The 26,599-nt window shown below is 55.8% G+C and carries 26 protein-coding genes; 15 read left to right on the top strand and 11 right to left on the bottom strand.

The window, feature by feature from the left end; translation table 11 throughout:
- Positions 1-364: 364 nt before the first annotated feature.
- The gene (locus ACR0J7_RS01740) at positions 365-1,912 is read left to right on the top strand and encodes a helicase HerA-like domain-containing protein (RefSeq protein WP_480564741.1); all 1,548 of its coding nucleotides are present in this window, start codon (positions 365-367) and stop codon (positions 1,910-1,912) included.
- A 32-nt stretch (positions 1,913-1,944) separates the two neighbouring features.
- On the opposite strand, the gene ACR0J7_RS01735 is transcribed toward ACR0J7_RS01740, so the two are convergent.
- From ACR0J7_RS01735 to ACR0J7_RS01720, 4 genes are all read right to left on the bottom strand, one after another.
- Positions 1,945-2,199, bottom strand: a complete 255-nt coding sequence (locus tag ACR0J7_RS01735) for a hypothetical protein (protein ID WP_480564744.1) — start codon at positions 2,197-2,199, stop codon at positions 1,945-1,947.
- Positions 2,200-2,380: 181 nt separating this feature from the next.
- Positions 2,381-3,694, bottom strand: coding sequence for a branched-chain amino acid ABC transporter permease (locus ACR0J7_RS01730; protein ID WP_480564747.1), 1,314 nt, complete (start codon positions 3,692-3,694; stop codon positions 2,381-2,383).
- Positions 3,691-4,701: a branched-chain amino acid ABC transporter permease gene (locus tag ACR0J7_RS01725; protein WP_267366195.1), complete on the bottom strand. Its 1,011-nt coding sequence runs from the start codon at positions 4,699-4,701 to the stop codon at positions 3,691-3,693. Before ACR0J7_RS01725 ends, ACR0J7_RS01730 begins: the two co-directional genes overlap by 4 nt.
- A 215-nt stretch (positions 4,702-4,916) precedes the next feature.
- Positions 4,917-5,300, bottom strand: a complete 384-nt coding sequence (locus ACR0J7_RS01720; RefSeq protein ID WP_480898305.1) for a hypothetical protein — start codon at positions 5,298-5,300, stop codon at positions 4,917-4,919.
- Between the two features lie 507 nt (positions 5,301-5,807).
- Between ACR0J7_RS01720 and ACR0J7_RS01715 the strand changes: the two genes are divergently transcribed.
- A complete protein-coding gene (locus ACR0J7_RS01715) occupies positions 5,808-6,161 on the top strand; it encodes a hypothetical protein (protein ID WP_480480909.1) in 354 nt (117 codons plus the stop codon).
- Positions 6,162-6,299: 138 nt separating this feature from the next.
- Here ACR0J7_RS01715 and ACR0J7_RS01710 read toward each other — a convergent pair whose 3' ends face one another.
- From ACR0J7_RS01710 to ACR0J7_RS01700, 3 genes are all read right to left on the bottom strand, one after another.
- The gene (locus ACR0J7_RS01710; RefSeq protein ID WP_267366696.1) at positions 6,300-7,130 is read right to left on the bottom strand and encodes an ABC transporter ATP-binding protein; all 831 of its coding nucleotides are present in this window, start codon (positions 7,128-7,130) and stop codon (positions 6,300-6,302) included.
- A gap of 8 nt (positions 7,131-7,138) precedes the next feature.
- A complete protein-coding gene (locus ACR0J7_RS01705; RefSeq protein WP_209596275.1) occupies positions 7,139-7,927 on the bottom strand; it encodes an ABC transporter ATP-binding protein in 789 nt (262 codons plus the stop codon).
- Between the two features lie 106 nt (positions 7,928-8,033).
- The gene (locus ACR0J7_RS01700) at positions 8,034-9,215 is read right to left on the bottom strand and encodes an ABC transporter substrate-binding protein (RefSeq protein WP_209503916.1); all 1,182 of its coding nucleotides are present in this window, start codon (positions 9,213-9,215) and stop codon (positions 8,034-8,036) included.
- A 169-nt stretch (positions 9,216-9,384) separates the two neighbouring features.
- Here ACR0J7_RS01700 and ACR0J7_RS01695 point away from each other — a divergent pair, with 169 nt between their 5' ends.
- Positions 9,385-10,467, top strand: coding sequence for a PQQ-dependent sugar dehydrogenase (locus tag ACR0J7_RS01695; protein ID WP_480913105.1), 1,083 nt, complete (start codon positions 9,385-9,387; stop codon positions 10,465-10,467).
- Between the two features lie 2 nt (positions 10,468-10,469).
- Here the strand turns inward: ACR0J7_RS01695 and ACR0J7_RS01690 are convergent, their stop codons facing one another.
- On the bottom strand, positions 10,470-11,474 hold the full coding sequence (locus ACR0J7_RS01690) for a GlxA family transcriptional regulator (protein ID WP_267365697.1): 1,005 nt from the start codon (positions 11,472-11,474) through the stop codon (positions 10,470-10,472).
- A gap of 169 nt (positions 11,475-11,643) precedes the next feature.
- Between ACR0J7_RS01690 and ACR0J7_RS01685 the strand changes: the two genes are divergently transcribed.
- Positions 11,644-13,014, top strand: coding sequence for a class II 3-deoxy-7-phosphoheptulonate synthase (locus ACR0J7_RS01685; RefSeq protein ID WP_480485626.1), 1,371 nt, complete (start codon positions 11,644-11,646; stop codon positions 13,012-13,014).
- Between the two features lie 70 nt (positions 13,015-13,084).
- Here the strand turns inward: ACR0J7_RS01685 and ACR0J7_RS01680 are convergent, their stop codons facing one another.
- Positions 13,085-13,759, bottom strand: coding sequence for a PAS domain-containing protein (locus ACR0J7_RS01680; protein ID WP_480480919.1), 675 nt, complete (start codon positions 13,757-13,759; stop codon positions 13,085-13,087).
- A 245-nt stretch (positions 13,760-14,004) separates the two neighbouring features.
- On the opposite strand from ACR0J7_RS01680, the gene ACR0J7_RS01675 reads away from it, so the two are divergent.
- The 11 genes from ACR0J7_RS01675 to ACR0J7_RS01625 all read left to right on the top strand — a co-directional run bounded on the left by ACR0J7_RS01675 (position 14,005) and on the right by ACR0J7_RS01625 (position 24,440).
- Positions 14,005-14,895, top strand: coding sequence for a YicC/YloC family endoribonuclease (locus tag ACR0J7_RS01675; protein ID WP_480913103.1), 891 nt, complete (start codon positions 14,005-14,007; stop codon positions 14,893-14,895).
- 17 nt (positions 14,896-14,912) lie between these two features.
- Positions 14,913-15,554 carry a guanylate kinase gene (gene gmk, locus ACR0J7_RS01670; protein ID WP_480485630.1) on the top strand — a complete coding sequence of 214 codons (642 nt, stop codon included), beginning with the start codon at positions 14,913-14,915 and terminating at the stop codon, positions 15,552-15,554.
- On the top strand, positions 15,551-16,075 hold the full coding sequence (locus tag ACR0J7_RS01665) for a gamma carbonic anhydrase family protein (RefSeq protein ID WP_480564765.1): 525 nt from the start codon (positions 15,551-15,553) through the stop codon (positions 16,073-16,075). Before gmk ends, ACR0J7_RS01665 begins: the two co-directional genes overlap by 4 nt.
- A gap of 28 nt (positions 16,076-16,103) precedes the next feature.
- Positions 16,104-17,150 carry an ATP-binding protein gene (locus ACR0J7_RS01660; RefSeq protein WP_480537869.1) on the top strand — a complete coding sequence of 349 codons (1,047 nt, stop codon included), beginning with the start codon at positions 16,104-16,106 and terminating at the stop codon, positions 17,148-17,150.
- Between the two features lie 184 nt (positions 17,151-17,334).
- Positions 17,335-18,375, top strand: coding sequence for a substrate-binding domain-containing protein (locus ACR0J7_RS01655; protein ID WP_267365708.1), 1,041 nt, complete (start codon positions 17,335-17,337; stop codon positions 18,373-18,375).
- 88 nt (positions 18,376-18,463) lie between these two features.
- A complete protein-coding gene (gene pstC / locus ACR0J7_RS01650; RefSeq protein WP_480913101.1) occupies positions 18,464-19,936 on the top strand; it encodes a phosphate ABC transporter permease subunit PstC in 1,473 nt (490 codons plus the stop codon).
- A complete protein-coding gene (pstA, locus tag ACR0J7_RS01645; RefSeq protein WP_267366511.1) occupies positions 19,933-21,264 on the top strand; it encodes a phosphate ABC transporter permease PstA in 1,332 nt (443 codons plus the stop codon). The genes pstC and pstA overlap by 4 nt, the downstream gene beginning before the upstream one ends.
- A gap of 12 nt (positions 21,265-21,276) precedes the next feature.
- Complete coding sequence (pstB, locus tag ACR0J7_RS01640; protein ID WP_267366513.1) at positions 21,277-22,074, top strand: phosphate ABC transporter ATP-binding protein PstB; 798 nt, start codon at positions 21,277-21,279, stop codon at positions 22,072-22,074.
- A gap of 16 nt (positions 22,075-22,090) precedes the next feature.
- The gene (gene phoU, locus ACR0J7_RS01635; protein WP_267366515.1) at positions 22,091-22,792 is read left to right on the top strand and encodes a phosphate signaling complex protein PhoU; all 702 of its coding nucleotides are present in this window, start codon (positions 22,091-22,093) and stop codon (positions 22,790-22,792) included.
- 12 nt (positions 22,793-22,804) lie between these two features.
- Positions 22,805-23,494 carry a phosphate regulon transcriptional regulator PhoB gene (phoB, locus tag ACR0J7_RS01630; protein ID WP_480480935.1) on the top strand — a complete coding sequence of 230 codons (690 nt, stop codon included), beginning with the start codon at positions 22,805-22,807 and terminating at the stop codon, positions 23,492-23,494.
- Positions 23,495-23,672: 178 nt separating this feature from the next.
- Entirely contained in the window at positions 23,673-24,440 is a 768-nt protein-coding gene (locus tag ACR0J7_RS01625) for an SDR family oxidoreductase (RefSeq protein WP_480564771.1), read from the top strand.
- Here the strand turns inward: ACR0J7_RS01625 and ACR0J7_RS01620 are convergent.
- The gene (locus ACR0J7_RS01620) at positions 24,437-25,306 is read right to left on the bottom strand and encodes an acyl-CoA thioesterase (RefSeq protein ID WP_480913377.1); all 870 of its coding nucleotides are present in this window, start codon (positions 25,304-25,306) and stop codon (positions 24,437-24,439) included. The two genes, ACR0J7_RS01625 and ACR0J7_RS01620, sit on opposite strands and share 4 nt — an antisense overlap.
- A 51-nt stretch (positions 25,307-25,357) precedes the next feature.
- Complete coding sequence (locus ACR0J7_RS01615) at positions 25,358-26,572, bottom strand: serine hydrolase domain-containing protein (protein ID WP_480913099.1); 1,215 nt, start codon at positions 26,570-26,572, stop codon at positions 25,358-25,360.
- Positions 26,573-26,599 lie beyond the last annotated feature (27 nt).

The following is a 26,599-nucleotide window of genomic DNA, read 5'->3' as shown; positions in this document are numbered from 1 at the left end:
AACAGAACGGCCTTTGCGAACGTGAACGGATTCTTGCCTGAGGCCTGGAACCGCACCTTCGGAGATTAGAAAAAGGGAGCTGTTCGACCAGCTCCCTTCCCCATAAGTTTCTCCCCGTCGGACTGGCCGACTTATTTATGCGCAAACCCTACGGAAGGGGCGCACACGGGTCAACAGCTATCCTCATTTTTTAATCTATGCGCCAGAATAATAATCCGATGGCCAAACCAAAAAGGCCGTGCCAGCAGGCACGGCCAGTCGACAGGGAGGAAGTCTGCCCCGCAATGCAAGGCAAATTGACTATCGCAGTCAAAGGTTAACTTTGTATGCTGGCGGCAGATCGGTGAACAATAAGGCAATGTTAATGGGCACGAATATCTTTTTGGGCGGTGGCGGTGAAAACTATGGCCAGCCGCAGGAACTGGCGTTGAAATATGCCAACCGCCACGGGTTGATTGCCGGGGCAACCGGTACCGGCAAAACCGTGACGTTGCAGATTCTTGCAGAAGGTTTTTCTCAGGCGGGTGTCCCGGTATTCCTCACGGATGTGAAAGGGGATCTGTCTGGTCTGGCCCTTCCCGGAAGCGAGGCCCACAAACTGCATCAGGCCTTTCAGGACCGGGCCAGTCGGATCGGGTTCGAGGAATTTGCCTATTCTGCCTGCCCGGTGACATTCTGGGATTTATTCGGTGAACAGGGCCATCCAGTGCGCACGACGGTGACGGAAATGGGTCCGCTGTTGCTGTCGCGGTTACTGGAGTTGAGCGAGGCGCAGGAAGGTATCCTGAATATCGCATTCCGCGTGGCCGACGAAGAAGGGATGCCGTTGCTGGACCTTAAGGACCTACAGGCGCTGCTGGTCTGGATCGGAGAGAATCGGGCGCAACTGTCATTGCGATACGGCAATGTATCCACGTCATCAATCGGGGCGATTCAGCGACGTCTGCTGGTTCTCGAGAATCAGGGCGGAACAAAACTGTTTGGCGAACCGGCGCTGGATTTGGCCGATTTGATGCGAACTGACGAAAACGGGCACGGAATAGTGAACATTCTGGCATCAGACCAGCTGATGGCAGCCCCACGGCTATATGCAACGTTCCTGTTGTGGCTGTTGAGTGAACTGTTCGAAGAGCTGCCAGAGGTCGGAGACCCCGAAAAACCAAAGCTGGTGTTCTTTTTTGACGAAGCCCATCTGTTGTTCGACGATGCGCCAAAGGTTCTGGTGGACAAGGTCGAACAGGTCGCCCGCCTGATCCGTTCAAAGGGTGTGGGTGTATACTTCATTACTCAGAGCCCCGCCGATATCCCGGAAGATATTCTTGGACAGCTGGGCAACCGTATTCAGCACGCATTAAGGGCATTCACGGCGCGGGACCGAAAGAACCTGCGGCTGGCCGCTGAAACCTATCGCGAGAACCCGACTTTTGACACGGAAACGGCAATTCGCGAAGTCGGCGTTGGCGAAGCTGTCACCTCAATGCTGCAAAAGAAAGGTGTTCCGGGCGTGGTCGAGCGTACGCTTATTCGTCCGCCGGGATCTCAGCTGGGGCCAATTTCAGATGCCGAACGTCGGGATATCCTTGCCGCCTCGGCGATGGCAGGAAAATACGACAAGAGCGTAGATCGAAAATCTGCCTTCGAGATTCTTCAGGCTCGGGCCCAAGCTGCGGCCAATGCCGCAGAACTGGCCGAATCCGACGAAGTTCTTGAAGCGCAATCGCCGATCGAACGCGAATATTCTTCGGCCCGCAGATATTCGGGCAGCCGGGTCGGCCGGTCCTCCTCCCGTGTTGAGCGCAAGCAGGACACGTTTGCCACGGCAATGACCGAAGCGGTGATCAAAGAGCTTAAGGGCACAACCGGGCGCCGGATCGTGCGCGGTATCCTCGGCGGATTGTTTCGCAACAGGTAAAAACGTAGCGTCCTTGGTGGGCGCTACAGCGTTTACTTCAGTCGGCGTTGGCCTTCCTGGCGACAATAGGCGTCAGCCTCGGGAACAGACATCTTCGTGGCTGGGAAGTCGATTGCACGGTCCCAGGTCACACGATCCTGACGATAGAGCTGACAGGTCACGACACCTTTAGGTGTCTGAACCTTGATGGGCGTCGTCTCAAGATCTTCGGGGCTGGGGACACAAGCGGATACCGCGACCGCAATAGCCGTAAACAGAATGAGTGATTTCAGATGTGGTGCTTTCATTTTCTACTCTTATCTACTCGTCTTGTTGATCGATTGAAACGGCATTGGCGAGGGTGAGTGCCAGCAACCTGCCGCAAATCGAAAACACTGTGGTGGGTTCGTTTATTCAGAAAAACCTTAAGAATCAAGAAACCGCGCCAGATAAGTGGCGCGGTTTTGCACATTGGAACGTGGCGCGGACCTATTTCTCGGGGATCAGACCCCTTGGGCTGAATCTGAGAACAATCAAAAGGATCAGGCCCATCGTGAAAAGGCGCATATGTGCGGCACTATCAATAAGATGTGCCTTCAGCGCGCTGCCATCCGGCAAGCCTGCAGTGATAACACTCATCAACCACAAGCCAATCGGTTCGACCTGAACCCACAAGAACCATATCAGGAACGCACCCAAAACGGCTCCGAAGTTGTTGCCCGAACCGCCAACGATCACCATGACCCAAACCAAGAAGGTAAAGCGCAGCGGATTGTAGGTGCCCGGCGTCAGCTGTCCGTCCAGAGTGGTCATCATCGCGCCTGCGATGCCGCAAATGGCCGACCCTAATACGAAAATCTGCAAGTGGCGACGGGTGACGTCCTTGCCCATCGCTTCGGCTGCAACTTCATTGTCGCGGATTGCGCGCATCATACGGCCCCACGGGCTTTTCAGCGCCATTTGCGCCATCCAGAGCAGCACCAGAAGAACCAGCATGAACAGCAGAGAATACCCAAGCTTCACCGAGAGGGTGGATGCAGTGACCGGATCCAGCCCCAGCCATTCGGCGCGGGCAAGAAAAGCCGGATCTTGCTGCAAGTCAACTTCATACCCGACAACCGGGGAGGGACGCGGGATGCCATAGACGTTCTTCACGCCGCGGGCCAGCCAGTCCTCGTTCTTCATGACGGCGATGATAATCTCGGCGATACCCAGCGTGGCAATCGCCAAATAATCTGACCGAAGCCCTAGCGCGGTTTTGCCAATCAGCCACGCCGCCCCGGCAGCCAGCAGACCTCCGGCAGGCCAGGCCAGCAGAACGGGCAGGTTCAGTCCACCGATGTTTCCGGCAATCGCCGGGTCAATGGCCTCGACCGCGGCAACATTGGGGTCGAACACGGCCCGGTAGAGGAAGAAGCCGACGATAAGGACAGTGATTATTGTGAGCGTCTGCACCCGGCCTTTGGGCAGTCTTGTTGCCACCAGTACGGCTGCAACAACGGTGGCAGCCCCCAGTAGCAAGGACAGAACGATACCAAAACCGCCGGCGCCCCAAGCACCCGGAGTAGGCTCTGTCGAAACCAGAACCACGGCCAGACCGCCCAGCGCGACGAAGCCCATGACCCCTACGTTAAACAGGCCCGCAAAGCCCCATTGCAGGTTCACACCGATCGCCATGATGGCAGAGATCAGCCCCATGTTCAGGATCAGAACGGCAGTGTTCCAGCTTTGCGTGAAACCGGTCAGCAAAATGAGACTGCCAACAGCAATGAAAAGCAGAGTGTTTTTGACAGATTCGGTCATACTGCTTTTCCCTTGAACAGGCCCGTGGGCTTAAACAGAAGCACGATCAGCAGGATGACAAAGCTGACAGCGAATTTGTAATCGGTGGACAGGAGCTGGACCAATCCGGACGGCTCCAGGTTTTCGGGGGCCACATAGGTCAGAACTTTTTTCCAGGCATAGGTGATCGTCACCTCGGAAAACGCGATGATGAACCCGCCTGCAATTGCGCCCAGTGGGTTACCAAGGCCACCCACGATGGCCGAAGCGAAAATCGGCAGCAGAAGCTGGAAATAGACGAAGGGTTTAAAGCTTTTGTCCAACCCGTATAGAACACCCGCTGTGGTCGCCAAGGCGGCTACGATGATCCAGGTGATCATCACAACACGTTCAGGGTTGATGCCGGACAAAAGCGCCAGATCCTCGTTGTCGGAATAGGCGCGCATCGATTTCCCGGTTCGTGTTTTATTGAGGAACCAGAACAACAAGGCCACGGCAATAACGGCCACTATCAGTGTAATCCCTTGCGAGGTCTTGATAGCCAGCCCCTCCTGAAGGCCCGTCATGGATTTGAAATCCCGCGCGGATATCAGGAATCTTGCACCGTCCGAAAACTTTTGGTCATCCGGCCCGATGATAAAGCGCACCAAACCGTTCATGATGAACATTACACCCATTGATACGATCACAAGGATAACCGGCTTGGCCTTTTGTTCGCGGTAAAAGCGGTAGACCAGCCTGTCCGTGACCAACACCAGCAGGATGCAGCCAAGGATGGCAAAGGGCAGGGCGAGCAGGGCAGTCGGCAACGGCCCAAAGCTGACACCAGCGGCCTGTAAGCCCCAAGTGACAAGCACAGCGATCATCGCCCCAAATGCCATGGTGTCACCATGGGCAAAGTTCGAAAACCGCAGGATGCCGTAGATCAGGGTCACGCCTAGCGCTCCCAATGCCAGCTGGCTGCCATAGGCAATCGCAGGCACGATGACAAAGTTGGCCAGTGTGACCAACGCGTTCAGTAAATCCATGAATTCTTCTCACTGTCCGGGTGCGGCTTTATGGCATGTGTACCATTGGTAATTCAACACACGGCTATGGTTTTCAACGAATTGGACGAACGTTTTTTGCCTGGATAACGCGGAACCAGAAAGGCTTGTGAGATTCCGAGAACCAAACCCGCAGGTGAAGCCGCGCGACTTTTGAGGTCAGCGTGGCCACCCGGCAGTATTGCTTGGATGCAAAGTCACGCCTGAACGTCTTGGCATTTGCCGAAATCCTCGTCGGCATGGGGACCTTTGACAGACAGATCATAGGACATGTCGTCAAGTTGAACCACCAGCGTCATCACGTTCTGACCTTCGATATACATGAACGTCATGCTGCCCACGCCTTTGAGGATCACAGCATCGCCTGCGGCTATTGGGGTTTCAATGCTACCTTTGTCACCGTCCGCGGCACGGCTAAGGCGGATTTCGCTGCCGTCGCGGTCGGAGGTGCACAATAGGTGGCGTTCTTCGGCTACTGCCTGAGTGGCCGAAAATAGGGCAAGCGGCAAAGCGATCCAGAGTTTCATAGTCTGCGGGTCCTTGTCTTCGATTTTGCATTCGCCTTCGAACTGTCGAGCCATTGGTTCAGTAATATGGCCCGACCGGCGTGGATGGCCCGCCTAAAGCTCCATTATGTCACAAATTGAACTTAAGCGTGTTTTTTGCCCTTTGAGTAACGCGTGAAAATAACCGATTTGGTCTCGTGAAAGAGCCATTAAAACAAGTAAATAACAGTCATGTTTAACGTCCTCAAATTCAACGCACCATTATCCTGACATATTGAAAACACAATCAGGCATGGGGTGAGCGATTCAGGTTCAAAGTGACCCGCGCCGGGCCGTTTTGTCTGCCAATCTAGGGCCCCAGATTGTTTTTGTCTCAAGCTGAGCGCACACCACCTCACCTGGCCTCAAGTTCCGGTGAAATAGCTGGTTCAGGTCTATGATACGAAAGGGTTTTTCCTAAGTTCACTTCGTTGAGCTGCGGAAGATGTGATTGTCGAGCGCAGCCAGTACCGAAATATAAGGCTGATCTCGCGAGCGTAATAGCGCGCGAGGGCAGGCATAAGTAACCGAAGGAAGAAACTCATGAGATTTACCGCGCTGATCACGGCTGGCCTGTTGATGCCCACATTCGTACAAGCTGCAATCGACGACCCGCTGAATGGCGCGGATTTTGTCGTCAATTGCCTCTCCGACAAAAACGGGGGATCGGTGACTCTGGCGCGGTCGGGTGAGACGGACAAGGGGTTCATCGTGGCCGAAAACATCAAGGGCGAGGCGCAGATTATTCCCGGTCTGAACTCGCTCACCTTCCTGCATATCATGGATCAGGACGTGGTGACCTTTGTGGTGGATTTCGATAACCTGCACTATGACATGTCGGTCAAAGGTCCACATGCCGCGAATGACTCCGGATATTGTAGCAATCCGGCGGGGTGAGAATTAGGAAGGCGGTTGCACTTAGTTATGCAGTGATTTTCTACACTGTTTTCCTTGAAGCAACGTGTTTCTGCGAACCCACTGCTAGAATGAGGAGGACGGTGCGCACCAAATGGGAGTTTGTGCGCCGTCTCATCCTCAACCGCCCAAGAAACTCTTTCTCACTTCCGGATCAGCCAGCAATTCCTTGCCCGTACCGGTATAGGCGTTTCGCCCCTGAACCAGCACATATCCCTTATCGGCAATCTCCAGTGCCTGGCGGGCGTTTTGTTCAACCATCAGGATCGGCAGGCCGGTGCGTGCGACCTCGATGATGCGGTCAAAAAGCTCATCCATCACGATGGGTGAGACACCTGCGGTGGGCTCGTCCAGCATCAGGACCTTGGGTTGCGTCATCAGCGCGCGACCCACGGCAACCTGTTGGCGCTGACCGCCAGACAGTTCGCCGGCAGGTTGGTTGCGTTTGTCACGCAGAATTGGGAACAGATCATAGACCTGCTCCATCGTGTCCGAGAAATCGTCGTGACGGATAAAGGCACCCATTTCCAGATTTTCCTCGACAGTCATCGAGGTGAAAATGTTCGATGTCTGAGGAACAAAGCCCATACCGCGGATCACGCGATCTTGTGGGGTGAGGCTGGTGATATCCTCGCCGTCTAGACGTACAGAGCCGGCGCGCACATCCAGCATCCCAAACACGGCCTTCATCGCCGTTGACTTGCCCGCACCGTTGGGGCCGACGATAACGGCGATCTCACCCTTGTCCACGGCAATGGTGCAGTCATGCAGGATATCCGGGCCTTTGCCATAACCGCCGGTCATGGTGTCGCCGATCAGAAACGGGCCGCCTTCAACGCGATGAGTCGTCCCGCTTTTACGATGGGCAGGCGTCATTGTTCCGATACCTTGCGTGTTGGTAATCGATGCGTCCTTGTTGCCCTTGTCGTCCTGATAGGGGTTGTCGCTCATGCCAGCGGTCATGTCTGGGCCTCCAGCTTGTCTTTGTTTTTGAGGCCGGTGCCAAGATAGGCTTCGATCACGTGCTCGTTTGCCTTGATCTCATCCAGAGTACCCTCGGCCAAAACCTTACCCTCGGCCATGCAGATGACCGGGTCGCAGATCTTGCCGATGAAATCCATGTCGTGCTCGATGACAACAAACGTATAACCACGCTCTTTGTTCAGGCGCAGGATCGTATCAGCGATGGTCATCAGCAGGGTGCGGTTCACGCCTGCTCCGACCTCGTCCAGAAATACGATCTTGGCGTCCACCATCATGGTACGACCAAGTTCCAGCAGTTTCTTTTGACCGCCCGAAACCTGACCGGCCTTGTGATCGGCCAGATGTTCGATGGTCAAAAACTCCAGCACCTCGTCTGCCTTGGCTTTCAACGCGCGCTCTTCATCAGCGATGCGCTTGCGTCCGAACCAGGTATTCCACAGCGCCTCACCCGATTGCGCACCGGGCACCATCATCAGGTTTTCGCGGCAGGTCATCGACGAGAATTCATGCGCGATCTGGAACGTGCGCAGCAAACCTTTGTGAAACAGCTCATGCGGAGGCAGGCCAGTGATATCTTCACCATCCATAACCACCTTTCCGCTGGTCGGAGGCAAAACACCGGCGATCACGTTGAACAGAGTGGTTTTTCCGGCCCCGTTGGGCCCGATCAGGCCGGTGATCGACCCTTTTTGGATTTCCAGCGACGCCCCGTCCACCGCGTGAAACCCGCCGAAATGCTTATGCACGTCCTCGACGACGATCATGGTATCCCCTTGCCTTGTCCCCGTGAAACGAGGTGCAGCCTTTTGTCATTGAAACAGCCCGGACACAAGGCCCGGGCTGTCTGATTTTATAGCTTGATATGCGGGATCAACGGAAGTTGACGGTCTTGTTTTCGCCGTCGGTCACTTCGATCTCGCGGTACGACCCTGCGCTTTCGCCGGGGCCGATCAACTCGACACCGGACGCGCCGACATAGTCGATGTCCTGACCGGCGGCCAGCAGTTCCAGACCTTTGGCCAGTTCACCCGGATAGATCTTTTCACCCGGTGCATTAGCGACGTCCATAACTTTGCCCGCGTAATCTGCCGGGTTGGTCGAACCGGCGGCTTGCATGGCGAACATGAACAGCGCTGCCGCGTCATAGGATTCGGGCGAATAGGGCGACGAACCGTCAAATCCGGCTGCTTCGGCCAGTGCAAAGTACTTTTCTGCACCTTCACCACCCGACCCGGCAATCTGACCGAACGAGCCGTTCAGGTCGGGGCCGACATTTGCGGGCAGCGAGTCACCGATCATGCCACCGGGCAGACCAAAGGTGTCAAACGCACCGCTGTCCAGCGACGACTGGATGATGCCCAGACCACCCTGGTCCAGATAACCCGCGACAACCAGAATGTCTCCACCGGCCGAAGCCAGCGCGCCAACTTCAGCCGAATAGTCGGCCTTGCCATCTTCATGCGCCGTAACGATGGTCACTTCTCCGCCAACCGCTTCGAAGGACGTCTGGATCGCATCGGCCAGACCTTTGCCATAGTCATTGTTGGTATAGGTCAGCGCGATCGAGTTGATGCCGCGATCCTTGAGGATATCAGCCATAACCTGACCTTCGCGCGCATCCGACGGCGCGGTGCGGAAGAACAGGCCGTTGTCCTCCATGGTCGACAGGCCGGGCGAGGTCGCCGAAGGCGAGATCATGACCATGCCGTTTGGAATGGCAACGTTCTGCAGGATCGCGCCGGTTACACCCGAACAGTCGCCGCCAATGATGCCTGCAACGCCGTCGGCGATCATACGCTCGCCGTTCGAGGTGGACAGACCATTGTCGATACAGCCGGTATCGGCACGTACACCAGCCACGCTGGCACCGTTCATGAACTTGCCGGATTCGTTGACTTCGGCGATTGCCAGCTCAGCACCCGACCCCATGGCAGGGGCCAGCGATTCAATGGGGCCGGTAAAGCCGATCAAAATCCCCAGTTTGACATCTTCGGCCATGGCTGCGCCGGCCAGCAATGCAGTTGCTGCAGTTGCAGTAAGCAGCTTTTTCATATGGTTACTCCCAGTTGTGAACGTATTCGTTCTGGCGACGACCCTAGGCAAGCTGTTCGGAAAAGAAAAGTCCTAACGCAAACGTGTCTTTTTCGGTTGAAAATCTATCTGTTTTGTTGGGACTCACCCCTGATTGTCACCGAAAGGGACCAGAATGCTCAGAACGGCGATGATTCTGTCTTTCTCACTCTGCGCCTTGAATGCCGCAGCCCAGACGTTGTCGGTTTCCACCGGGATGATCGAACTGGAAGAAATGATCGGCGGGCTAGAGACCCCATGGGCGGTTGGCATTTTGCCCGATGAAAGCTTCCTCGTCACGGAACGGGATGGAAGGTTGCTGTATGTGCGAAATGGACAAGTTGGGGATGTTTCAGGCGTTCCAAAGGTTGCCGCTCTGGGGCAGGGCGGATTGCTGGACGTCACGATTTCGCGCAATTTCAATCAAAGCCGAGAGATCTTTCTGACCTTCGCAAAACCTCAGGGCGACGGTGCAGGGACTGCGGTTGCGGTTGCGCACCTATCCGAGACTGGCAAAAACCTTCAGAACTTCCGAGTAATTTTCGAGGCATCGCCCGGTGGTACGGGTGGTCGGCATTTTGGCAGTCGTGTGGTCGAAGCGCTGGACGGGACATTGTTCGTGACCCTCGGTGACCGTGGGCAGGCGGAGAATGCACAGGATCGGTCCAATCCCATGGGCTCGGTCATCCGTATCAACCGCGATGGGACGGTTCCGGCAGATAACCCCTTTGTCGGGCAATCGAATATCGAACCCGAAATATGGTCATACGGTCATCGAAATCCACAGGGCGCGGATTTGGACGCGCGTGGCCGACTTTGGACCTCGGAACACGGGGCGCGGGGTGGAGATGAAATCAACCAACCCCGCGCAGGCCGGAATTATGGTTGGCCTCTCATCTCCTATGGTACGCATTATTCGGGTGAAAAAATCGGAGAAGGTACAGCCAAAGAGGGGCTGGAACAGCCAGCTCACTACTGGGATCCTTCCATCGCGCCGTCTGGCCTGCTGGTTTATTCCGGCAAGCTCTGGCCGCAATGGGCAGGTGATGTTTTCGTAGGATCTTTGAAATTTGACTATATCGCCCGACTTCAGGGCCATCCAATGCATGAAGCCGAACAGATCAGAAGCCCTGAAACCGAGCGCGTCCGCGATATCGTCGAAGCGCCAGACGGGTCGATCTGGTTTATTTCGGTTGGGAAGGGGGCAATTTACAGAATATCTCCGGCGGAGTGACCTTAAACCGATAGCCGCCCGCTTTGCGCTCCGCGTTCGCGATAAGGTGTTGTGTTGTAATGCGCGCGGTAGCATTTTGAGAAATGGCTGGGCGAAGCGAATCCACAGGCCAGCGCTACGTTGATGACGCTCATATCCGTTTGCATCAGCAGGTTCCGCGCCTTGTGCAAGCGAAGTTCCATATAGTACCGCTTGGGCGAGCGGCTGAGATAGCGCCTGAACAGACGCTCAAGCTGTCGGGTCGACATGCCGACTTCCTTGGCCAGAATCGAAGGTGAGATCGGCTCTTCTATGTTCTTTTCCATCATCAGGATGACCTGACTCAACTTGGGGTGACGTACGCCAATCCGTGTCGGTGTAGATAGGCGCTGCGTGTCCTGATCTGTCCGGATAGACGAATAGATCATCTGATCCGCCACCGCATTTGCCAGGTCTTCGCCGAAATCGTCTGCAATCAACTTGAGCATCAGATCGATAGACGAGGTCCCTCCAGCCGTCGTCATACGACCGCCGTCAATCTGAAAGACAGCTTTCGTCAACTCGACCTCATCGAATTCTTCGATGAAACTGTCTGAGTTTTCCCAATGTATCGTGGCGCGTTTGTTATCTAGCAGACCCGCCTTGGCCAAGGTATAAGCAGCCGTGCACAGACCGCCGATCCGCAATCCGCGCCGTGCCTCGCGCCGCAACCAGTTCAGAATGCGTTTGGTGGTCGCGGCTTGTACGTCAACGCCCCCGCAAATCAGAACGACATCGTCGCGTTGCAGTTCGTCCAGGTCACGATCCAGTTTGAATTCGGTTCCGGCTGAACATGAAATCGAATCTCCGCCTTCACCTGAAAGCGTCCATGTATAAAGTTGTTTGTCGGCCATGCGGTTTGCGATGCGCAGGCTGTCGAGCGCCGACGCAAAAGACAGCAGCGAAAACTTGTCCAGCAGGACAAAAACGAAATGGCGGGGTGTGGCCCCAGCATTTTCCACCGTGACTGCTTGGCGTTGCACTTGCATGACAAAATGTCCTTAATTCTGCGCGGGAAAACCTGGTATCCGGCGACGTATTTGGCAGTCACCATGATCAAAGCTTGTTTGCGGCGTCAAGAGGCGCAAATGGGATATGGTCACTCTTCATTGCTTTTTGTATAGAGGCGACCTGAACACTTCAGCGGAGATCAAAGCTATGACCGAATGGCAAAAGTCGAACTGGCGCAACAAGCCCCGGGTTCAGATGCCAGACTATACCGATGCGGCCGCATTGGCCAAGGTCGAGGCCCAGCTTTCGCAGTATCCCCCGCTGGTCTTTGCCGGTGAAGCGCGGCGCCTCAAGCAACATCTTGGTGCCGCCGGTCGCGGCGAGGCCTTCCTGCTTCAGGGCGGGGATTGTGCTGAAAGCTTTGAACAATTCAGCGCCGATGCGATCCGTGACACCTTCAAGGTGATGCTGCAAATGGCGATGGTTCTGACCTACGGTGCCAAGGTGCCCGTGGTAAAGGTCGGTCGCATGGCCGGTCAATTTGCAAAGCCGCGCAGCGCCCCGACCGAGGTTGTGGATGGTGTAGAACTGCCCAGCTACCGGGGTGACATCATCAACGAACTGGCGTTCACGCCCGAAGCGCGGATTCCGAATCCCGGAAAGATGTTGCAGGCCTACACGCAGGCGGCGGCCACGTTGAACCTGCTGCGTGCCTTCTCAACCGGTGGCTTCGCCGACATGAGCCGTGTTCATTCGTGGACGCTGGGCTTTACCGACGAACAGGACGTTCAGAAGTATTCCGAAGTTGCGGACCGCATTCAGGACACCATCGACTTCATGGAAGCGGCTGGTATCACGGCAGACACGACGCACGAATTCTCGACCGTTGAATTCTACACCAGTCACGAAGGTCTGTTACTGGAATATGAAGAGGCGCTGACCCGTCTGGATTCGACCTCGGGCAACTGGCTGGCCGGGTCTGGCCACATGATCTGGATCGGCGACCGTACACGCCAACCTGACGGCGCACATGTCGAGTTCTGTCGTGGCGTTCTGAACCCGATCGGATTGAAATGTGGTCCGACGACGACGGCAGAAGATCTCAAGGTTCTCATGTCGAAGCTGAACCCTGAAAATGAAGAGGGCCGTCTGACCCTGATCGCGCGCTTTGGTGCAGGCAAGGCGGGTGAACACCTTCCGCGTCTGGTCAAGGCCGTGAAGGAAGAAGGCGCCAAGGTTACTTGGGTGTGCGACCCGATGCACGGCAATACGATCAAATCGGCCACGGGCTACAAAACCCGCCCGTTCGATTCTGTCCTGCGTGAGGTGCGCGATTTCTTTGGTGTGCATCAATCCGAGGGCACGATCCCTGGCGGTGTCCATTTCGAGATGACCGGTCTCGACGTTACCGAATGCACCGGTGGTGTGCGGGCCGTGACCGAAGAGGATCTGTCGGATCGTTACCACACCGCCTGCGACCCACGCCTGAACGCGTCTCAGTCACTGGAACTGGCGTTCCTTGTGGCGGAAGAACTGACCAACCTGCGCCGTAACGGATCAAAACGCGCCGCAAGTTAAGCGTGCGAAAAGAGGGAAAAACAGCGGGCCAACGGTCCGCTGTTTTTTAGTTCCGGGTGTTCAAACTGGTTCAGTCATCGCGCGACACGACCAGACGAAGGTGTTTGGCCGCGCGTTTGAAATCCGTTTGGTCTTCGGCAAAACCGTCAACGGTTTGAGGCACAGCAGGAACTGGTGCCTGAACTTCCGAAAACGATTTGATCCGCGTATCAGTAATCGAAAATCTGCGTGGGGTTTTACCAATCGCACCATCCGCAACCATGACGCCCAGAACCCGGCTGACGTCGCCCAGATCGCTTTTGAGCGGCAAAAGGATCATGCAGGCCTGCATCCGGGTACGTCCCAGTATCCCGCTCGAATCCAACCCCAGTTCGGCAACGGCGGGTGCTGCGAAAACCTGCTCCAGAACGTCCTTAAGACTGGCGCGGTCATCAGGTTGAAAAAAGGCCGTCACAGGCATGCCGCGAACCTCCATCCCCGCAAGCGCGTTCAAGTGGCTTCCGGCAAGGCGAAACCGGGCCAGGCCGGGCGCGATCCGTTCAAGAATGAAAGTATATTCAAGTATGTTTTCCAGTCCACGCGGGTCGACCTGAGACCGCATCGGAACACCGTCACCGCTCAGCAATGCAGTCCAATACGCCTCGGCCTGGCGGATCGGCGTAAGGCTGCGCCCACTGTCAAAGCGATCCATTGCGACGATCTTTCCAAATTCTGACCCGGAACCAGTCCCGAAAAAGGTTTTCATTTTCTTCACCCTTACGTCAATTGGCCGCCATTTTCATAAAATGCAACACAACCGGAGCATTTGTGGCCTGCAAGCCATTACCAGGGGTAGTTTGACTCGGGTTTATTCAATTTTGGAGCAATTCTTTAACGAATGGTTAACTTACGCCAAACAAATGCGGCCTCAGCAAACTCTTGCTCTGCACCGGCCAATCGCATTAGGTGCAGCACACATCCAAATGGGTAAGGTCACAGGAAAGGACAGTCATGATCAGATCCATGACCGGGTTTGCCTCGGGGAAGGGGGAATACGGACCGCACAGCTGGACGTGGGAGTTGCGCAGTGTTAACGGCAAAGGCCTTGATATGCGCCTGCGCGTCCCTGATTGGCTGACCGGGCTTGAGGTGGCCCTTCGGGCCGCGCTGTCAAAATCCCTGAGCCGTGGGAATGTGACCCTGTCAATGCGTCTGACCCGCGAGGACTCTGCCTCGGAACTGGCATTGAACGAGGTCGCTATGGCCGCTGCCCTGAGCGCTTTGGAACAAACACACAAGATGGCAGCTGCGCGCGGTATTGCTCTGGAACCGGCGCGCGCCTCGGACCTTTTGGCACTCAAAGGCATGTTGGATGCAACCGCAGATGCGGATGATCCCGCGCCGCTGGTTGCGCGCCTGACCGAAGATTTCAACGTCCTGTTGGCCGCTTTTGTCGATATGCGCCGGGCCGAGGGCGAGGCGTTGGCTACTGTGCTGAACACACAGCTGGACCAAGTTGCGGCGCTGACAGCTCGGGCAGCTGATCTGGCCGTGCATCGTAAGGACAAGATGGCCGCGACATTGCGGGACAATCTGGCGCACGTACTGGACAACGCGCAGGGCGCGGACCCGGATCGCGTCGCGCAGGAACTGGCATTGATCGCGGTTAAAGCCGACATTACCGAAGAGATTGACCGCCTGTCTGCACATGTCGTCGCAGCAAGAGAGCTGCTTGGGCAGGAAGGGGCTGTCGGACGCAAACTTGATTTCCTGATGCAGGAATTCAACCGCGAAACCAACACGCTGTGTTCCAAGGCTCAGAGTACGGAACTGACGGCTGTCGGACTGGAACTGAAGGCGGTGATCGATCAGATGCGCGAACAAGTGCAAAACGTAGAATAATGATGGGAACGACTGATATGGCGGATCGCCGAGGCCTTTTAATCATCCTGTCTTCCCCGTCCGGGGCAGGCAAATCCACCCTGGCAAAGCGGCTGATGGACTGGGACAAGGACCTTGAGTTTTCGGTCTCGGCCACAACCCGCGCCCCGCGTCCGGGAGAAGAACATGGGCGGGATTACTATTTTCTTTCAGAGGACGAGTTCAAGCAGAAGGTCTCCAATGGCCAGATGCTGGAACATGCGCATGTTTTCGGCAATTTCTACGGCTCACCCGCTGATCCGGTGCGTAGCTCGATTCACGCGGGCAAGGACGTTCTGTTCGACGTGGACTGGCAAGGTGAGGTTCAGATCCGCAATTCGGACTTGGGTAAACACGCGCTGTCGATCTTCATCCTGCCGCCGTCGATCCCTGAACTGCGCCGCCGTCTGGAATCGCGTGGACAGGATAGCGATGAAGTTATCGCAAGGCGGATGCTCAAAAGCTGGGACGAGATCAGCCACTGGGGCTATTACGATTATGTCCTGATCAATGACGATCTTGAGGCGACCGAAAAGAAGCTGAAGACCATCGTCAGCGCCGAACGGATGCGCCGTATTCAACAGCCAAATCTGCAACAGCACGTGCGCAAACTTCAAAACGAATTCGAGGGGCTGTCATGACGATCTACGCTTTAGGTGAGCACATGCCGGATTTTCACGAGGACACGTGGGTTGCGCCCGATGCCAACCTAATCGGCAAGGTCGTGCTGGAACAGGGCGCCTCGGTTTGGTTCGGCTGCACGATACGCGCAGATCACGAGGAAATCCGCGTTGGTGCAGGCAGCAACGTTCAGGAAAACTGCGTCATGCATATCGATGCCGGGTATCCTTTGTCGATTGGTCCGAATTGCACCATCGGACACAAAGTGATGCTGCACGGGTGTACGATCGGAGAAAATACTCTGATCGGAATGGGCGCGATTGTTCTGAATGGTGCCCGGATCGGCCGGAATTGCCTGATCGGGGCAGGGGCCCTGATCACGGAAGGCAAGGAGATTCCGGATAATTCCCTTGTGATGGGGGCTCCGGGCAAAGTGGTGCGCCAGCTGGACGAGGTCGCAGCAAAACGGATTACCCTAAGCGCGCTGCACTATCAGGAAAACATGCGCAGGTTTCGTGACACCCTGAGAGCTGCTCAATAAGGCGCGTGGATTGATCGGGGTTTGAAGCATGTCAGATGACCTTCTTGATGGATTTGTCCAGGCCATCCCTATGCCCGCGCTGATGGTGGATCAGACCGAACGGATCGTTGCCGCCAATACGGATGCGAAAACCCTTTTGGGGCAGAATATCGTGGGGCGGCATTTTGCGACCATCCTGCGGCAGCCACAGGTTCTTGAAGCAATTGAACAAAGCCTTCAATCGAAGGGAACCAAGACGGCACGTCATCTTTCCAATGATGGTGCACAGGACACGACATTTGATGTGCAATGCCGGTATATGAACGGGGTCGGAGCCGTGTCGGGCGGGGCCGTTCTGGCCACTTTTCAAGATGTCACGCATCTGGAACAGGCAAGTCAGATGCGCCGCGACTTTGTTGCCAATGTCAGTCACGAATTGCGGACGCCTTTGACGGCACTGATGGGCTTCATTGAAACCTTGCGTGGCCCTGCGCGCAACGATCCGGCTGCACGTGACCGGTTCTTGCAAATCATGGCCGATGAAGCCAACAGGATGAACCGGCTGGTTGGCGATCTTTTGTCCCTGAACCGCGTGGAAAGCGAAGAAAGAGTTCGACCAAATCAACAGCTGGAGCTGACAGGGCTGCTGCAATCCACCCTGAACTCGTTGCGCCCCCTGGCGGAAGAGGCGGGCGTGACGCTGACGCTTGACGCACAGGACGGCCCGCTTTCCGTGACCGGAGACAGCGATCAGTTACGGCAGGTATTCACCAACCTGATCGAAAACGGAATAAAATACGGTGCCAGCGGTGGTAGCGTCACAGTCAGCGTTCTGTCATCAGAGCGTGACTCGGCCATGCGTGGGCCTGGGGTGCGGGTGAAGGTCATCGACAAGGGGCCAGGAATTGATTCCGTGCATCTGCCACGTCTGACCGAGCGATTCTATCGCGCCGACAATCACAGATCCCGGCAGTTGGGTGGAACGGGGCTGGGGCTGGCTATCGTCAAGCACATCGTCAATCGCCACCGTGGACGGTTGCGCGTGGAAAGTGAGTTGGGAAAAGGGTCCGTCTTTACGGTCATCTTACCACGGTAGCCCTTCCCGCATTGCCGCCCTTCAAAATCTGCCTCGTTACAATTTTTGACCCGAAATCTCCGGATAATCGAAGGTTGTCATAAAAGCGTTACACACTTGTCACAAAAGGCTTACGCACGGCCCCTAGGGGTGCACGCAGGATCATCATGGGGGTGATCAATCATACCTTTTCAAGGAGACTGAAATGTCCTTTGTAAAACTGTCGGCTTCTGCGCTGGCAATCGCCACCGTCTCGGCAACCACCGCTGCTGCCCGTGACAACGTTCAGGTTGCCGGTTCGTCGACCGTTCTTCCATATGCCTCGATCGTTGCGGAACTGTTTGGTGAGAACACCGACTTCCCGACCCCGGTTGTTGAATCGGGCGGTTCGTCAGCCGGTTTAAAGCGTTTCTGTGAGGGTGTTGGTGAAAACACCATCGACATTGCAAACGCATCACGCGCGATCCGTGAAAAAGAAATCAAAGCCTGCGCCGAAAACGGTGTGACTGACATCATGGAAGTCCGCATCGGTTATGATGGCATCGTTTTTGCAAGCCAGCAGACCGGTCCTGCCTTCACCGCTTTTGAACCTGCTGACATCTTTAACGCTTTGGGCGCAAAAGTTTTGAAAGACGGCGAAGTGGTTGATAACCCTTACACCACCTGGGCTGAATTCAACCCCGAACTGCCTGATGTAGAAATCGCGGGCTTTATTCCGGGTACAAAGCACGGCACCCGTGAAGTGTTCGAAGAAAAAGTTCTGCTGATCGGGTGTGAAGCAACCGGCGCGATGGAAGCCATGATTGCTGGCGGTATGAGCGAAGACGACGCAGAAGATGCATGTCTGGCTGTACGTACCGACGGCAAGGCGGTCGACATCGATGGTGACTACACCGAAACGCTGGCGCGTATCGACACCAACCCCAATGGCATCGGCATCTTCGGCCTGGCGTTCTACGAGAACAACACCGACAAGCTGAAAGTGGCCACCATGTCGGGTATCGCTCCTTCGACCGAAACCATCTCGACCGGTGAATATCCGGTTTCGCGCCCGCTGTTCTTCTACGTGAAGAAAGCCCATATCGGCGTGATCCCCGGCCTGAAAGAATATGCCCAGTTCTTTACCCACGACGAAATCGCAGGCGCTTCGGGTCCTCTGGCAAACTATGGTCTGGTTGCGGACCCTGAGCTGGCAAAAACTCAGGATGCAATCGCCAACGAAGTCACCATGGGTTCGGGCAGCTAATCCCGCCTTTGGTTCGAAATACCGGGGGCGGCATTTCTGTCGCCCCCACATTTTTCAGCTTTCCCGGCCAAGACCAAATGGGGGTTTCATGCCGATAGTATGGCTCGTTCTGATCGTGCTAGCGATTGCTTCAGTCGGTTACGTGTTGGGGCGCTCACGCGCCCTGCAAAGCGCCACAGGAGATATCCGGGCTTTGCACTCGCTGCCGTCGTATTATGGCGCAAATGTCGCTCTCAAGACGATCGTACCCGCATTCGGCCTTATGATCCTCTGGTTGCTGGTACAACCGCTTTACGTGAACTCTCAGGTTTCTGAAACGATCTCGGGTTCTGCCATCCAAGACGGCTCGTCCCTAAATCTGGTCATGGCCGAGGTCCGTCGCACCGCGTACGGTCTGGACAACGCGGTTGCCGCCGGGCAGATACCCGAGGAACTGGCGCGCAACGCGCGCGCGGATGTAATCGACATGACCCAGCGTCTGAAGGATGCCGGGCAGGTGGTGACGTCGGATATCACGCAACCTGTGCTGCGCGCGGCGCAAACCTATCGGATCATGAATGCGACCGGCTATTCGATCATGGCAGTCGCCGTCATACTGACCGCACTCGCCGGTGCTGCGGTCAGCTGGTTTCAAACTCGCGCGGAATACCGCGCGCGTAATGTGGTCGAGCAGGGGGTGCGTATCCTGTTGCTGGTGGCCGCATCCATCGCAATTCTGACCACTGTCGGGATTGTCCTGTCCCTGGTTTTCAACACTTGGGAATTCTTCAAGCTCTACCCTGCTACCGATTTCTTTTTCGGCACGACATGGGCCCCCAGCTTTTCGGGGCGCGGCGGGTCGTCTGAGCTTGGTATTATTCCCTTGTTGTGGGGGACATTCTATATCTCGCTCGTTGCCCTGCTGGTGGCCGTCCCGATCGGGTTGTTCGCCGCGATTTACCTCAGCGAATACGCCTCCCCCCGTGTCCGCGCCGTCGCAAAACCGCTGCTCGAGATTCTGGCCGGTATCCCGACCATCGTTTACGGCCTTTTTGCGCTGCTGACCGTTGGTCCGCTTTTGCTTGGCCTGTTCGGGGATGAGGGGCTTGGCTGGATGAAAGCTGGCACGGCAGTCATGACCGCTGGGTTGGTCATGGGCATCATGCTGATCCCGTTTGTGTCCTCTTTGTCCGATGACATCATCAATGCGGTGCCGCAGGCCATGCGTGACGGTTCTTACGGATTGGGCGCAACGCAATCGGAAACCATCCGTCAGGTCGTTCTGCCAGCTGCGCTTCCGGGTATCGTGGGGGCGATCCTGCTGGCCGCATCGCGCGCCATCGGTGAGACTATGATCGTGGTCCTTGGGGCAGGGGCGGCAGCACGGCTGAGCCTGAACCCGTTTGAAGCCATGACGACGGTAACCGCAAAAATCGTGAGCCAGCTAACCGGAGACGCGGATTTCGCATCGCCCGAGGCGCTTGTGGCCTTTGCACTGGGCATGACCCTTTTCACCCTCACGCTTGGGCTGAACATCTTTGCCCTCTACATCGTGCGTAAGTATCGGGAGCAATACGAATGACCGACGCCAGTATGCAAAGTCCTGAAACAGGTCATCGCTCTGTCTCGCTGACTGTAGCGGATGCACATACCAAAAAACGCGCAAATGCAGAGAAACGATTTCGGGCCTACGGGATTGTCGCGATTGCAACGGGCCTGTTCTTCCTGATCGTTCTGTTCGCCTCGATCCTGTCGCAGGGTATTCCGGCCTTTCAGCGCACTGTTGTCAGCGTGGATTTCACCTTGTCCGCTGCGCAGCGAGACGAGGCGGAAAGTACGTTGTTCAAGACTAAGGCCTATTCCAACCTGTTCATCGCTCAGTTGAGCAAGGAACTGGAAGACCAAGGGATCAGCGTTGATTTCGACGAAGCGGCGATCGAACGTCTTCTTGGTAAAATCGGCGGTACAATCCGAACTTACTATGCCGATAACCCCGGCAAGCTGGGTGATCCGGTCAAGTTTGATCTGGCCGCCTCCAGCCGGGTCGACGGGTATTTCAAAGGCCGCGTGTCCCGTGACACCTTGCAGGACAGCCGGTTTCTGCAGCTTAGCGATCTGGATCTGGTTGATGCGCTGGAACAGGCGGGCATCATCAAGCAGGCTTTCAACTGGCCGTTCATCACCGGTGCGGATTCTGGCGTTGACAACCCGGGCGGTGCCGGCATCGGCGCCTCGGTCATTGGGTCGTTTTTCATGATGCTGGTGGTTTTGGGCCTGTCACTGCCTATTGGTGTGGCAGCGTCGATTTATCTTGAAGAGTTCGCTCCACAGAACAGGTTCACCGACCTGATTGAAGTGAACATCTCGAACCTTGCAGCCGTGCCGTCGATTGTGTTCGGTATTCTGGGTCTGGCCGTGTTCATCCAGTTCATGCACCTGCCACAATCGGCGCCGCTGGTTGGTGGTCTGGTTCTGACCCTCATGACATTGCCGACGATCATCATCTCGACCCGCGCCTCGCTGAAAGCGGTTCCGCCGTCGATCCGTGATGCAGCGTTGGGGGTAGGGGCCTCGAAAATGCAGGCTGTGTTCCACCACGTGCTGCCTTTGGCCGCGCCGGGCATTCTGACCGGCACCATCATCGGTCTGGCACAAGCCTTGGGTGAAACCGCGCCGTTGTTGCTGATCGGCATGGTAGGCTTTGTGGCGCGGGGATATCCCGACGGGTTCCTTGCCGGCTTTACCGAGCCGAACTCGGCAATGCCCGCCCAGATTTACACTTGGGCCGCACGCGCTGATGTCGGGTTCTACGAAAAGGCCTGGGGCGGAATCATCATCCTTTTGATGTTCCTGCTGACCATGAATATCATCGCTATCATCCTGCGCCGCCGCTTTGAACGCCGCTGGTAATTGGGGGCAATAATGAACGACATGACACGAGTGGAGAGAACCGTGGACTCCAAAGACATCAAGATCAACGCGAAGAAGGTTCAGGTATACTACGGTGATACCCACGCCATCAAGGACGTGAGTGTTGAGATCGAAGACAAGACCGTCACGGCCTTTATCGGTCCTTCGGGTTGTGGAAAATCGACCTTCCTGCGGTGTCTGAACCGGATGAACGACACCATCGATATCTGCCGTGTCGAAGGTGATATCCTGTTGGACGGCGAAGACATTTATGACAAGCGGGTCGACCCCGTTCAGTTGCGCGCCAAAGTCGGCATGGTGTTCCAAAAACCGAACCCGTTCCCCAAGTCGATCTACGACAACGTGGCCTATGGTCCGCGTATCCACGGCTTGGCCAAGAATAAGGCGGAACTGGATGAGATCGTTGAGAAATCACTGCGTCGAGGCGCAATCTGGGATGAGGTCAAGGACCGTCTGGATTCGCCTGGCACGGGTTTGTCAGGGGGGCAACAGCAACGTTTGTGTATCGCGCGCGCCGTGGCAACTGAACCGGAAGTCCTGTTGATGGACGAGCCGTGCTCGGCGCTGGACCCGATTGCAACCGCACAGGTCGAAGAGTTGATCGACGAATTGCGTTCCCGATATTCGGTTGTGATCGTCACCCACTCGATGCAGCAGGCCGCGCGCGTCAGTCAGAAAACGGCCTTTTTCCACCTGGGTAATCTGGTGGAATTCGGTGAAACCGGTCAGATTTTTACCAATCCGGTCGATCCGCGCACGGAAAGCTACATTACAGGCCGTATCGGCTAAGCACAGGTATCAAACAATGAGCGAACAACATATTGCATCTGCTTTTGACCGCGACCTCGAAACAATCCAGGCGCATATCATGAAGATGGGCGGTCTGGTTGAGGCCGCTATCATGGGCGCGGCGCGCTCGCTTGAAAGCCGTGACGTTGAGCTGGCCCAGGAAGTACGACAAGGTGACAAGGCCATCGACGCGTTGGAAGACCTGATCGACGAGGAAACCGCGCGTCTGATTGCGTTGCGCGCGCCCACGGCCAGTGACCTGCGACTGGTTCTTTCGGTCCTGAAAGTATCCGGCAATCTTGAGCGGATTGGCGATTACGCGAAGAACATCGCCAAGCGTACGACCGTTCTGGCCAATGCGGGCGAGATCAGCGGCAGCGCAGCTGCCTTACGCCGCATGGCGCGCGAAGTTGAACGTATGCTGCGCGACGCGTTGGACGCCTATATTCAGCGCGACGCGGAACTGGCCACCGACGTCATCAACCGCGATGAAGAGGTCGACCAGATGTATAACGGCCTGTTCCGCGAATTCCTGACCTTTATGGCCGAGGATCCGCGCAATATTTCGGCCTGTATGCACCTGCATTTCATCGCCAAGAACATCGAGCGTATGGGCGACCATGTAACCTCGATTGCCGAGCAGGTGGTGTATCTGGTTACAGGCGACCGCCCGACCGAGGCTCGGCCCAAGGCCGATATAACGTCGCAAACAGCGTAGGAGAGGCTTGAGATGTCCGCAGATCAACCGACGGTTCTGGTGGTCGAGGATGAGTTGGCCCAACGCGAGGTGCTGGCCTACAACCTTGAAGCCGAAGGTTTTCGCGTCTCAAAGGCGGCCAACGGTGACGAAGCTATGCTGCTGGTCGACGAAGACTGCCCGGATATCATTGTTCTGGACTGGATGATGCCCAACCTAAGCGGGATTGAGGTTTGCCGCCGGCTCAAAAGCCGTCCGGACACACGTTCGATCCCGATAATAATGCTGTCGGCCAGATCAGAAGAGGTAGACAAGGTTCGCGGGCTGGAAACTGGTGCCGACGATTATGTGGTCAAACCATATTCGATCGTCGAACTGATGGCGCGTGTCCGAACACAACTGCGCCGCGTCCGACCTGCAACTGTTGGCTTGCGACTGGAGTACGATGACATCATTCTGGATTCGGAAACCCACAAGGTCAGCCGTGACAGCAAGCCCTTGAAACTTGGTCCAACCGAATTCCGGCTTCTTAGCACGTTCATGGAAAAGCCGGGCAGGGTCTGGAGCCGTGAACAATTGCTGGATCGGGTCTGGGGACGCGACATCTATGTCGATACGCGTACCGTTGATGTTCACATTGGACGACTGCGCAAAGCCTTAACGCAACACGGCGGGGATGATCCGGTTCGAACAGTCCGCGGTGCAGGTTACGCGTTGGGATAAATCGCATCAGACCTGTGTTGATCGCATTGGTCTGATGACTGATTGCAGTGGAATCTGAGTATATCTCCGCTACTTTCAATTAGCGTGTAATCGGTATTATGGTAAAAACGTAATACTTGTAATACGGAAGGCAAGCCAACACATTGAAAACACTGTAACGAACCTGTCCGGAATACGCATGGAGCTTAAGAACAAAACTGTCGTTGTCACCGGCGCTGCCCAAGGTATTGGTCGTGGTCTTGCAGAACGGTTTTCCCAAGAAGGTGCACGTGTAATCTGCTCGGATGTCGACATCGCTGGCGCAAATTTGGTCGCAGAGCAAATTGGTGGTCAGGCGTATCCCTGCGACGTTTCCAGCGAAGCGCAGATCAAGGCTCTGATTGATTTTGTTGAAGAAACTGTCGGTCCAATTGACCTGTTTTGCGCAAATGCCGGAATTCTGACGCTTGGCGGTCTCGATGTTGCGGACGAAGATTGGGATCGGATCTGGAAGATCAATGTCATGTCCCATGTCTGGACTGCTCGCCATCTGGTTCCACGCATGGTTCGTCGCGGCGGCGGATATATAATGATAACTGCGTCTGCGGCAGGTTTGCTGAACCAACCTGGTGCAGCCCCATATGGGGTCACCAAACACGCGGCTGTAGGATTTGCCGAATGGCTTTCGCTGACATATGGCGCTGAAGGATTGAAAGTCTCGGTCCTGTGTCCGCAGGCGGTACGTTCGAAAATGACCGAAGGCCATGAAATCTCAGTAGCTTCGATTGATGGGATGCTTGAGCCCAGAGATGTGGCTGAATCCTGTGTGCAAGCTATTCGAAATGAACGGTTTTTGATTCTGCCTCATCCACAAGTCGCTGATTATTTGCAATTCAAAGCGGCTGATTACGATCGGTGGCTTAGCGGAATGCAGAAGTTAAATCAAAGGTTTATTGGCAATACTTAAGGTCGTACGCGAATTCTGCGCATCAATCCTTCCTGTGCGACAGATGCAACAAGGGTACCGTCCTCGGAATAGATCGATCCACGGTTAAAACTGCGTCCCTGCCCCGTCCACGGCGAGTCCATTACGTACAGATGCCAGTTCTGAAAATTTACCGGTGCGTGAAACCATAGCGCGTGGTCCAGACTTGCGCCGTTGAACTCTCCGCTAAACCAGCTCAGACCGTGTGGCCGCAATCCAGAGGACATCAGGTTCATGTCAGACGCATAAGCCAGCAGTAAGTGCTGCGTTCTGGCGTCAACGGAAGCGGCTGCAGGCATACGGAACCAAGTCTGGTTTCGATCGTCAGAGACTTTCGGTGTGAATGGATCCAGGTGATCGACTTCCCGAACCTCTATCGGGCGCTCGCGCAGCAATTCGCCCCTCAACCTTTCGGGAACACGTTCAACGTATGTTTTACGCAATTCAGATCGGGACGGGTACGCTTCCGGTGCGTTCACGACGGGCATCGGATGCTGATGGTCCCAACCTTCGTCCCGGACATGAAAGGATGCAGACATGTTCAGGATTTGCTTTCCGTGCTGAATCGCAACCACGCGGCGGGTTGTGAAAGAACCTCCGTCTCGGGCTCGATCAACTTGATAAATAACGGGTTTCTCCGGATCGCCCGGGCGAATGAAATAGGCGTGTAGCGAATGGCATAACCGTTCTTCAACAGTCCGATACGCCGCAGCCAGCGCCTGCGCGATGACCTGTCCGCCAAAGATGCGTGTGGGCGTTTCACCGCCCGACCCTGTCCCGCGAAACAGATCGACCTCAAGACGTTCAATATCCAGAAGATCCAGTAAGATACGTTCCGCTTCGGTCATCGTCTGCTCGCAAGTTGTGTCGTCCGGCACCGGGTATCAGTACAGGGGAAATCATTCAATCATGGCCGCATGGACCAGCGCCTTGAGTTCGGCACGGGATGGGTACGAACTTGACGGGGACAATTGGGTAAAGAAAATCGCCGTCAGGTCATTCTGCCAGTCAATCCAGAAATAAGTCGAGGCCATGCCACCCCAGCTGAAATCTCCGATTGAGCCGGGAACTTTTACCAGACCGGGGTTCAGGACGACGGCTCCGGCCAGCCCAAAGCCCATTCCGTCCATCGGTTGTTCTGCGAAACTCTGCGGACCCATTGACGCAATGTCGCCGGGAAGGTGATTGCGCATCATGAAATCGACTGTTTTCGGACCAAGTATTCGGCACCCGTTCCCGGCCCCCCGATTTCGAAGCATGTCCGCGAATTTGGCATAATCATCGATTGTCGAGATCAGACCGCCACCGCCGGAAAAGGTCGTCGTGTTTTCGAACGGGGATTCTATGTGGGAATCGAACAGTCTCAGGCTTTCGCTACCGTGATCCGCGGAATTCAGGGCCATCGCGTCGCCAGCCAATGGGGTGTAGAGCGATGCGAAACGATCCCCTGCCCCAGCGGGTACGGAAAAACCTGTTTCGCGCATGTCCAGCGGCTCAAGGATCTCGCTTCGAAAGAACTGCTCCAATGACTGGCCCGAGACCACCTCGATCACTCGACCCAGCACGTCAATCCCGACCGAGTATTCCCAGCGTGCACCGGGTTGGAACGCCAGTGGCAGCCCAGCCAGATCGCGCACAAGATGTTCCAGAGGCCCCTGATTGGGTTTGAAAATAAGGTCCCGTTCATCCATCGCTTGGGGCAAAAGCCCCGGGTTGAACGGGTAGCTTAGCCCACTGGTATGCGTCAGTAACTGATGTAGCGTTGGAGGCGGTGCAGCCTCGGTCTGATCCAGTTTCTCCGCCCCCGGGACCAGCGCCTGCATATCTTTGAATTCAGGTAGAAACTCAGACACAGGCGCGTTCAGGTGAACAAGCCCGCGTTCGACCAATGTCATCAACGCGACCGATGTGATCGGTTTGGTCATGGAATAAATGCGCACCAGCGTGTCGCGTTGGAATTGCCGGCCAGTCTCGAGGCTGCTGACACCACAGGCATGAAAAAAGGCCTCACTCCCTTTGTGGCGCAGCAAAAAGGATGATCCGGCATATTTGCGCTGCTCAACATAGTTTTCCATCCAATGGCTAAGCCGATCCAGCCGGGTTTGATCAAACATGGATTGCCTGTGGGACATTTGGGAACT

The organism is Ruegeria sp. O4 (assembly GCF_056535125.1).
The sequence above is the reverse complement of the archived record's forward strand: the minus strand, read 5'-3'. Positions and strand labels throughout refer to the sequence as shown.

Coding starts and splice junctions, on each gene's coding strand:
- ACR0J7_RS01740 (WP_480564741.1), top strand. CDS start 365: ATGGGCACGAATATCTTTTTGGGCGGTGGCGGTGAAAACTATGGCCAG.
- ACR0J7_RS01735 (WP_480564744.1), bottom strand. CDS start 2,199: ATGAAAGCACCACATCTGAAATCACTCATTCTGTTTACGGCTATTGCG.
- ACR0J7_RS01730 (WP_480564747.1), bottom strand. CDS start 3,694: ATGACCGAATCTGTCAAAAACACTCTGCTTTTCATTGCTGTTGGCAGT.
- ACR0J7_RS01725 (WP_267366195.1), bottom strand. CDS start 4,701: ATGGATTTACTGAACGCGTTGGTCACACTGGCCAACTTTGTCATCGTG.
- ACR0J7_RS01720 (WP_480898305.1), bottom strand. CDS start 5,300: ATGGCTCGACAGTTCGAAGGCGAATGCAAAATCGAAGACAAGGACCCG.
- ACR0J7_RS01715 (WP_480480909.1), top strand. CDS start 5,808: ATGAGATTTACCGCGCTGATCACGGCTGGCCTGTTGATGCCCACATTC.
- ACR0J7_RS01710 (WP_267366696.1), bottom strand. CDS start 7,130: ATGAGCGACAACCCCTATCAGGACGACAAGGGCAACAAGGACGCATCG.
- ACR0J7_RS01705 (WP_209596275.1), bottom strand. CDS start 7,927: ATGATCGTCGTCGAGGACGTGCATAAGCATTTCGGCGGGTTTCACGCG.
- ACR0J7_RS01700 (WP_209503916.1), bottom strand. CDS start 9,215: ATGAAAAAGCTGCTTACTGCAACTGCAGCAACTGCATTGCTGGCCGGC.
- ACR0J7_RS01695 (WP_480913105.1), top strand. CDS start 9,385: ATGATTCTGTCTTTCTCACTCTGCGCCTTGAATGCCGCAGCCCAGACG.
- ACR0J7_RS01690 (WP_267365697.1), bottom strand. CDS start 11,474: ATGCAAGTGCAACGCCAAGCAGTCACGGTGGAAAATGCTGGGGCCACA.
- ACR0J7_RS01685 (WP_480485626.1), top strand. CDS start 11,644: ATGACCGAATGGCAAAAGTCGAACTGGCGCAACAAGCCCCGGGTTCAG.
- ACR0J7_RS01680 (WP_480480919.1), bottom strand. CDS start 13,759: ATGAAAACCTTTTTCGGGACTGGTTCCGGGTCAGAATTTGGAAAGATC.
- ACR0J7_RS01675 (WP_480913103.1), top strand. CDS start 14,005: ATGATCAGATCCATGACCGGGTTTGCCTCGGGGAAGGGGGAATACGGA.
- gmk (WP_480485630.1), top strand. CDS start 14,913: ATGGCGGATCGCCGAGGCCTTTTAATCATCCTGTCTTCCCCGTCCGGG.
- ACR0J7_RS01665 (WP_480564765.1), top strand. CDS start 15,551: ATGACGATCTACGCTTTAGGTGAGCACATGCCGGATTTTCACGAGGAC.
- ACR0J7_RS01660 (WP_480537869.1), top strand. CDS start 16,104: ATGTCAGATGACCTTCTTGATGGATTTGTCCAGGCCATCCCTATGCCC.
- ACR0J7_RS01655 (WP_267365708.1), top strand. CDS start 17,335: ATGTCCTTTGTAAAACTGTCGGCTTCTGCGCTGGCAATCGCCACCGTC.
- pstC (WP_480913101.1), top strand. CDS start 18,464: ATGCCGATAGTATGGCTCGTTCTGATCGTGCTAGCGATTGCTTCAGTC.
- pstA (WP_267366511.1), top strand. CDS start 19,933: ATGACCGACGCCAGTATGCAAAGTCCTGAAACAGGTCATCGCTCTGTC.
- pstB (WP_267366513.1), top strand. CDS start 21,277: ATGAACGACATGACACGAGTGGAGAGAACCGTGGACTCCAAAGACATC.
- phoU (WP_267366515.1), top strand. CDS start 22,091: ATGAGCGAACAACATATTGCATCTGCTTTTGACCGCGACCTCGAAACA.
- phoB (WP_480480935.1), top strand. CDS start 22,805: ATGTCCGCAGATCAACCGACGGTTCTGGTGGTCGAGGATGAGTTGGCC.
- ACR0J7_RS01625 (WP_480564771.1), top strand. CDS start 23,673: ATGGAGCTTAAGAACAAAACTGTCGTTGTCACCGGCGCTGCCCAAGGT.
- ACR0J7_RS01620 (WP_480913377.1), bottom strand. CDS start 25,306: ATGACCGAAGCGGAACGTATCTTACTGGATCTTCTGGATATTGAACGT.
- ACR0J7_RS01615 (WP_480913099.1), bottom strand. CDS start 26,572: ATGTTTGATCAAACCCGGCTGGATCGGCTTAGCCATTGGATGGAAAAC.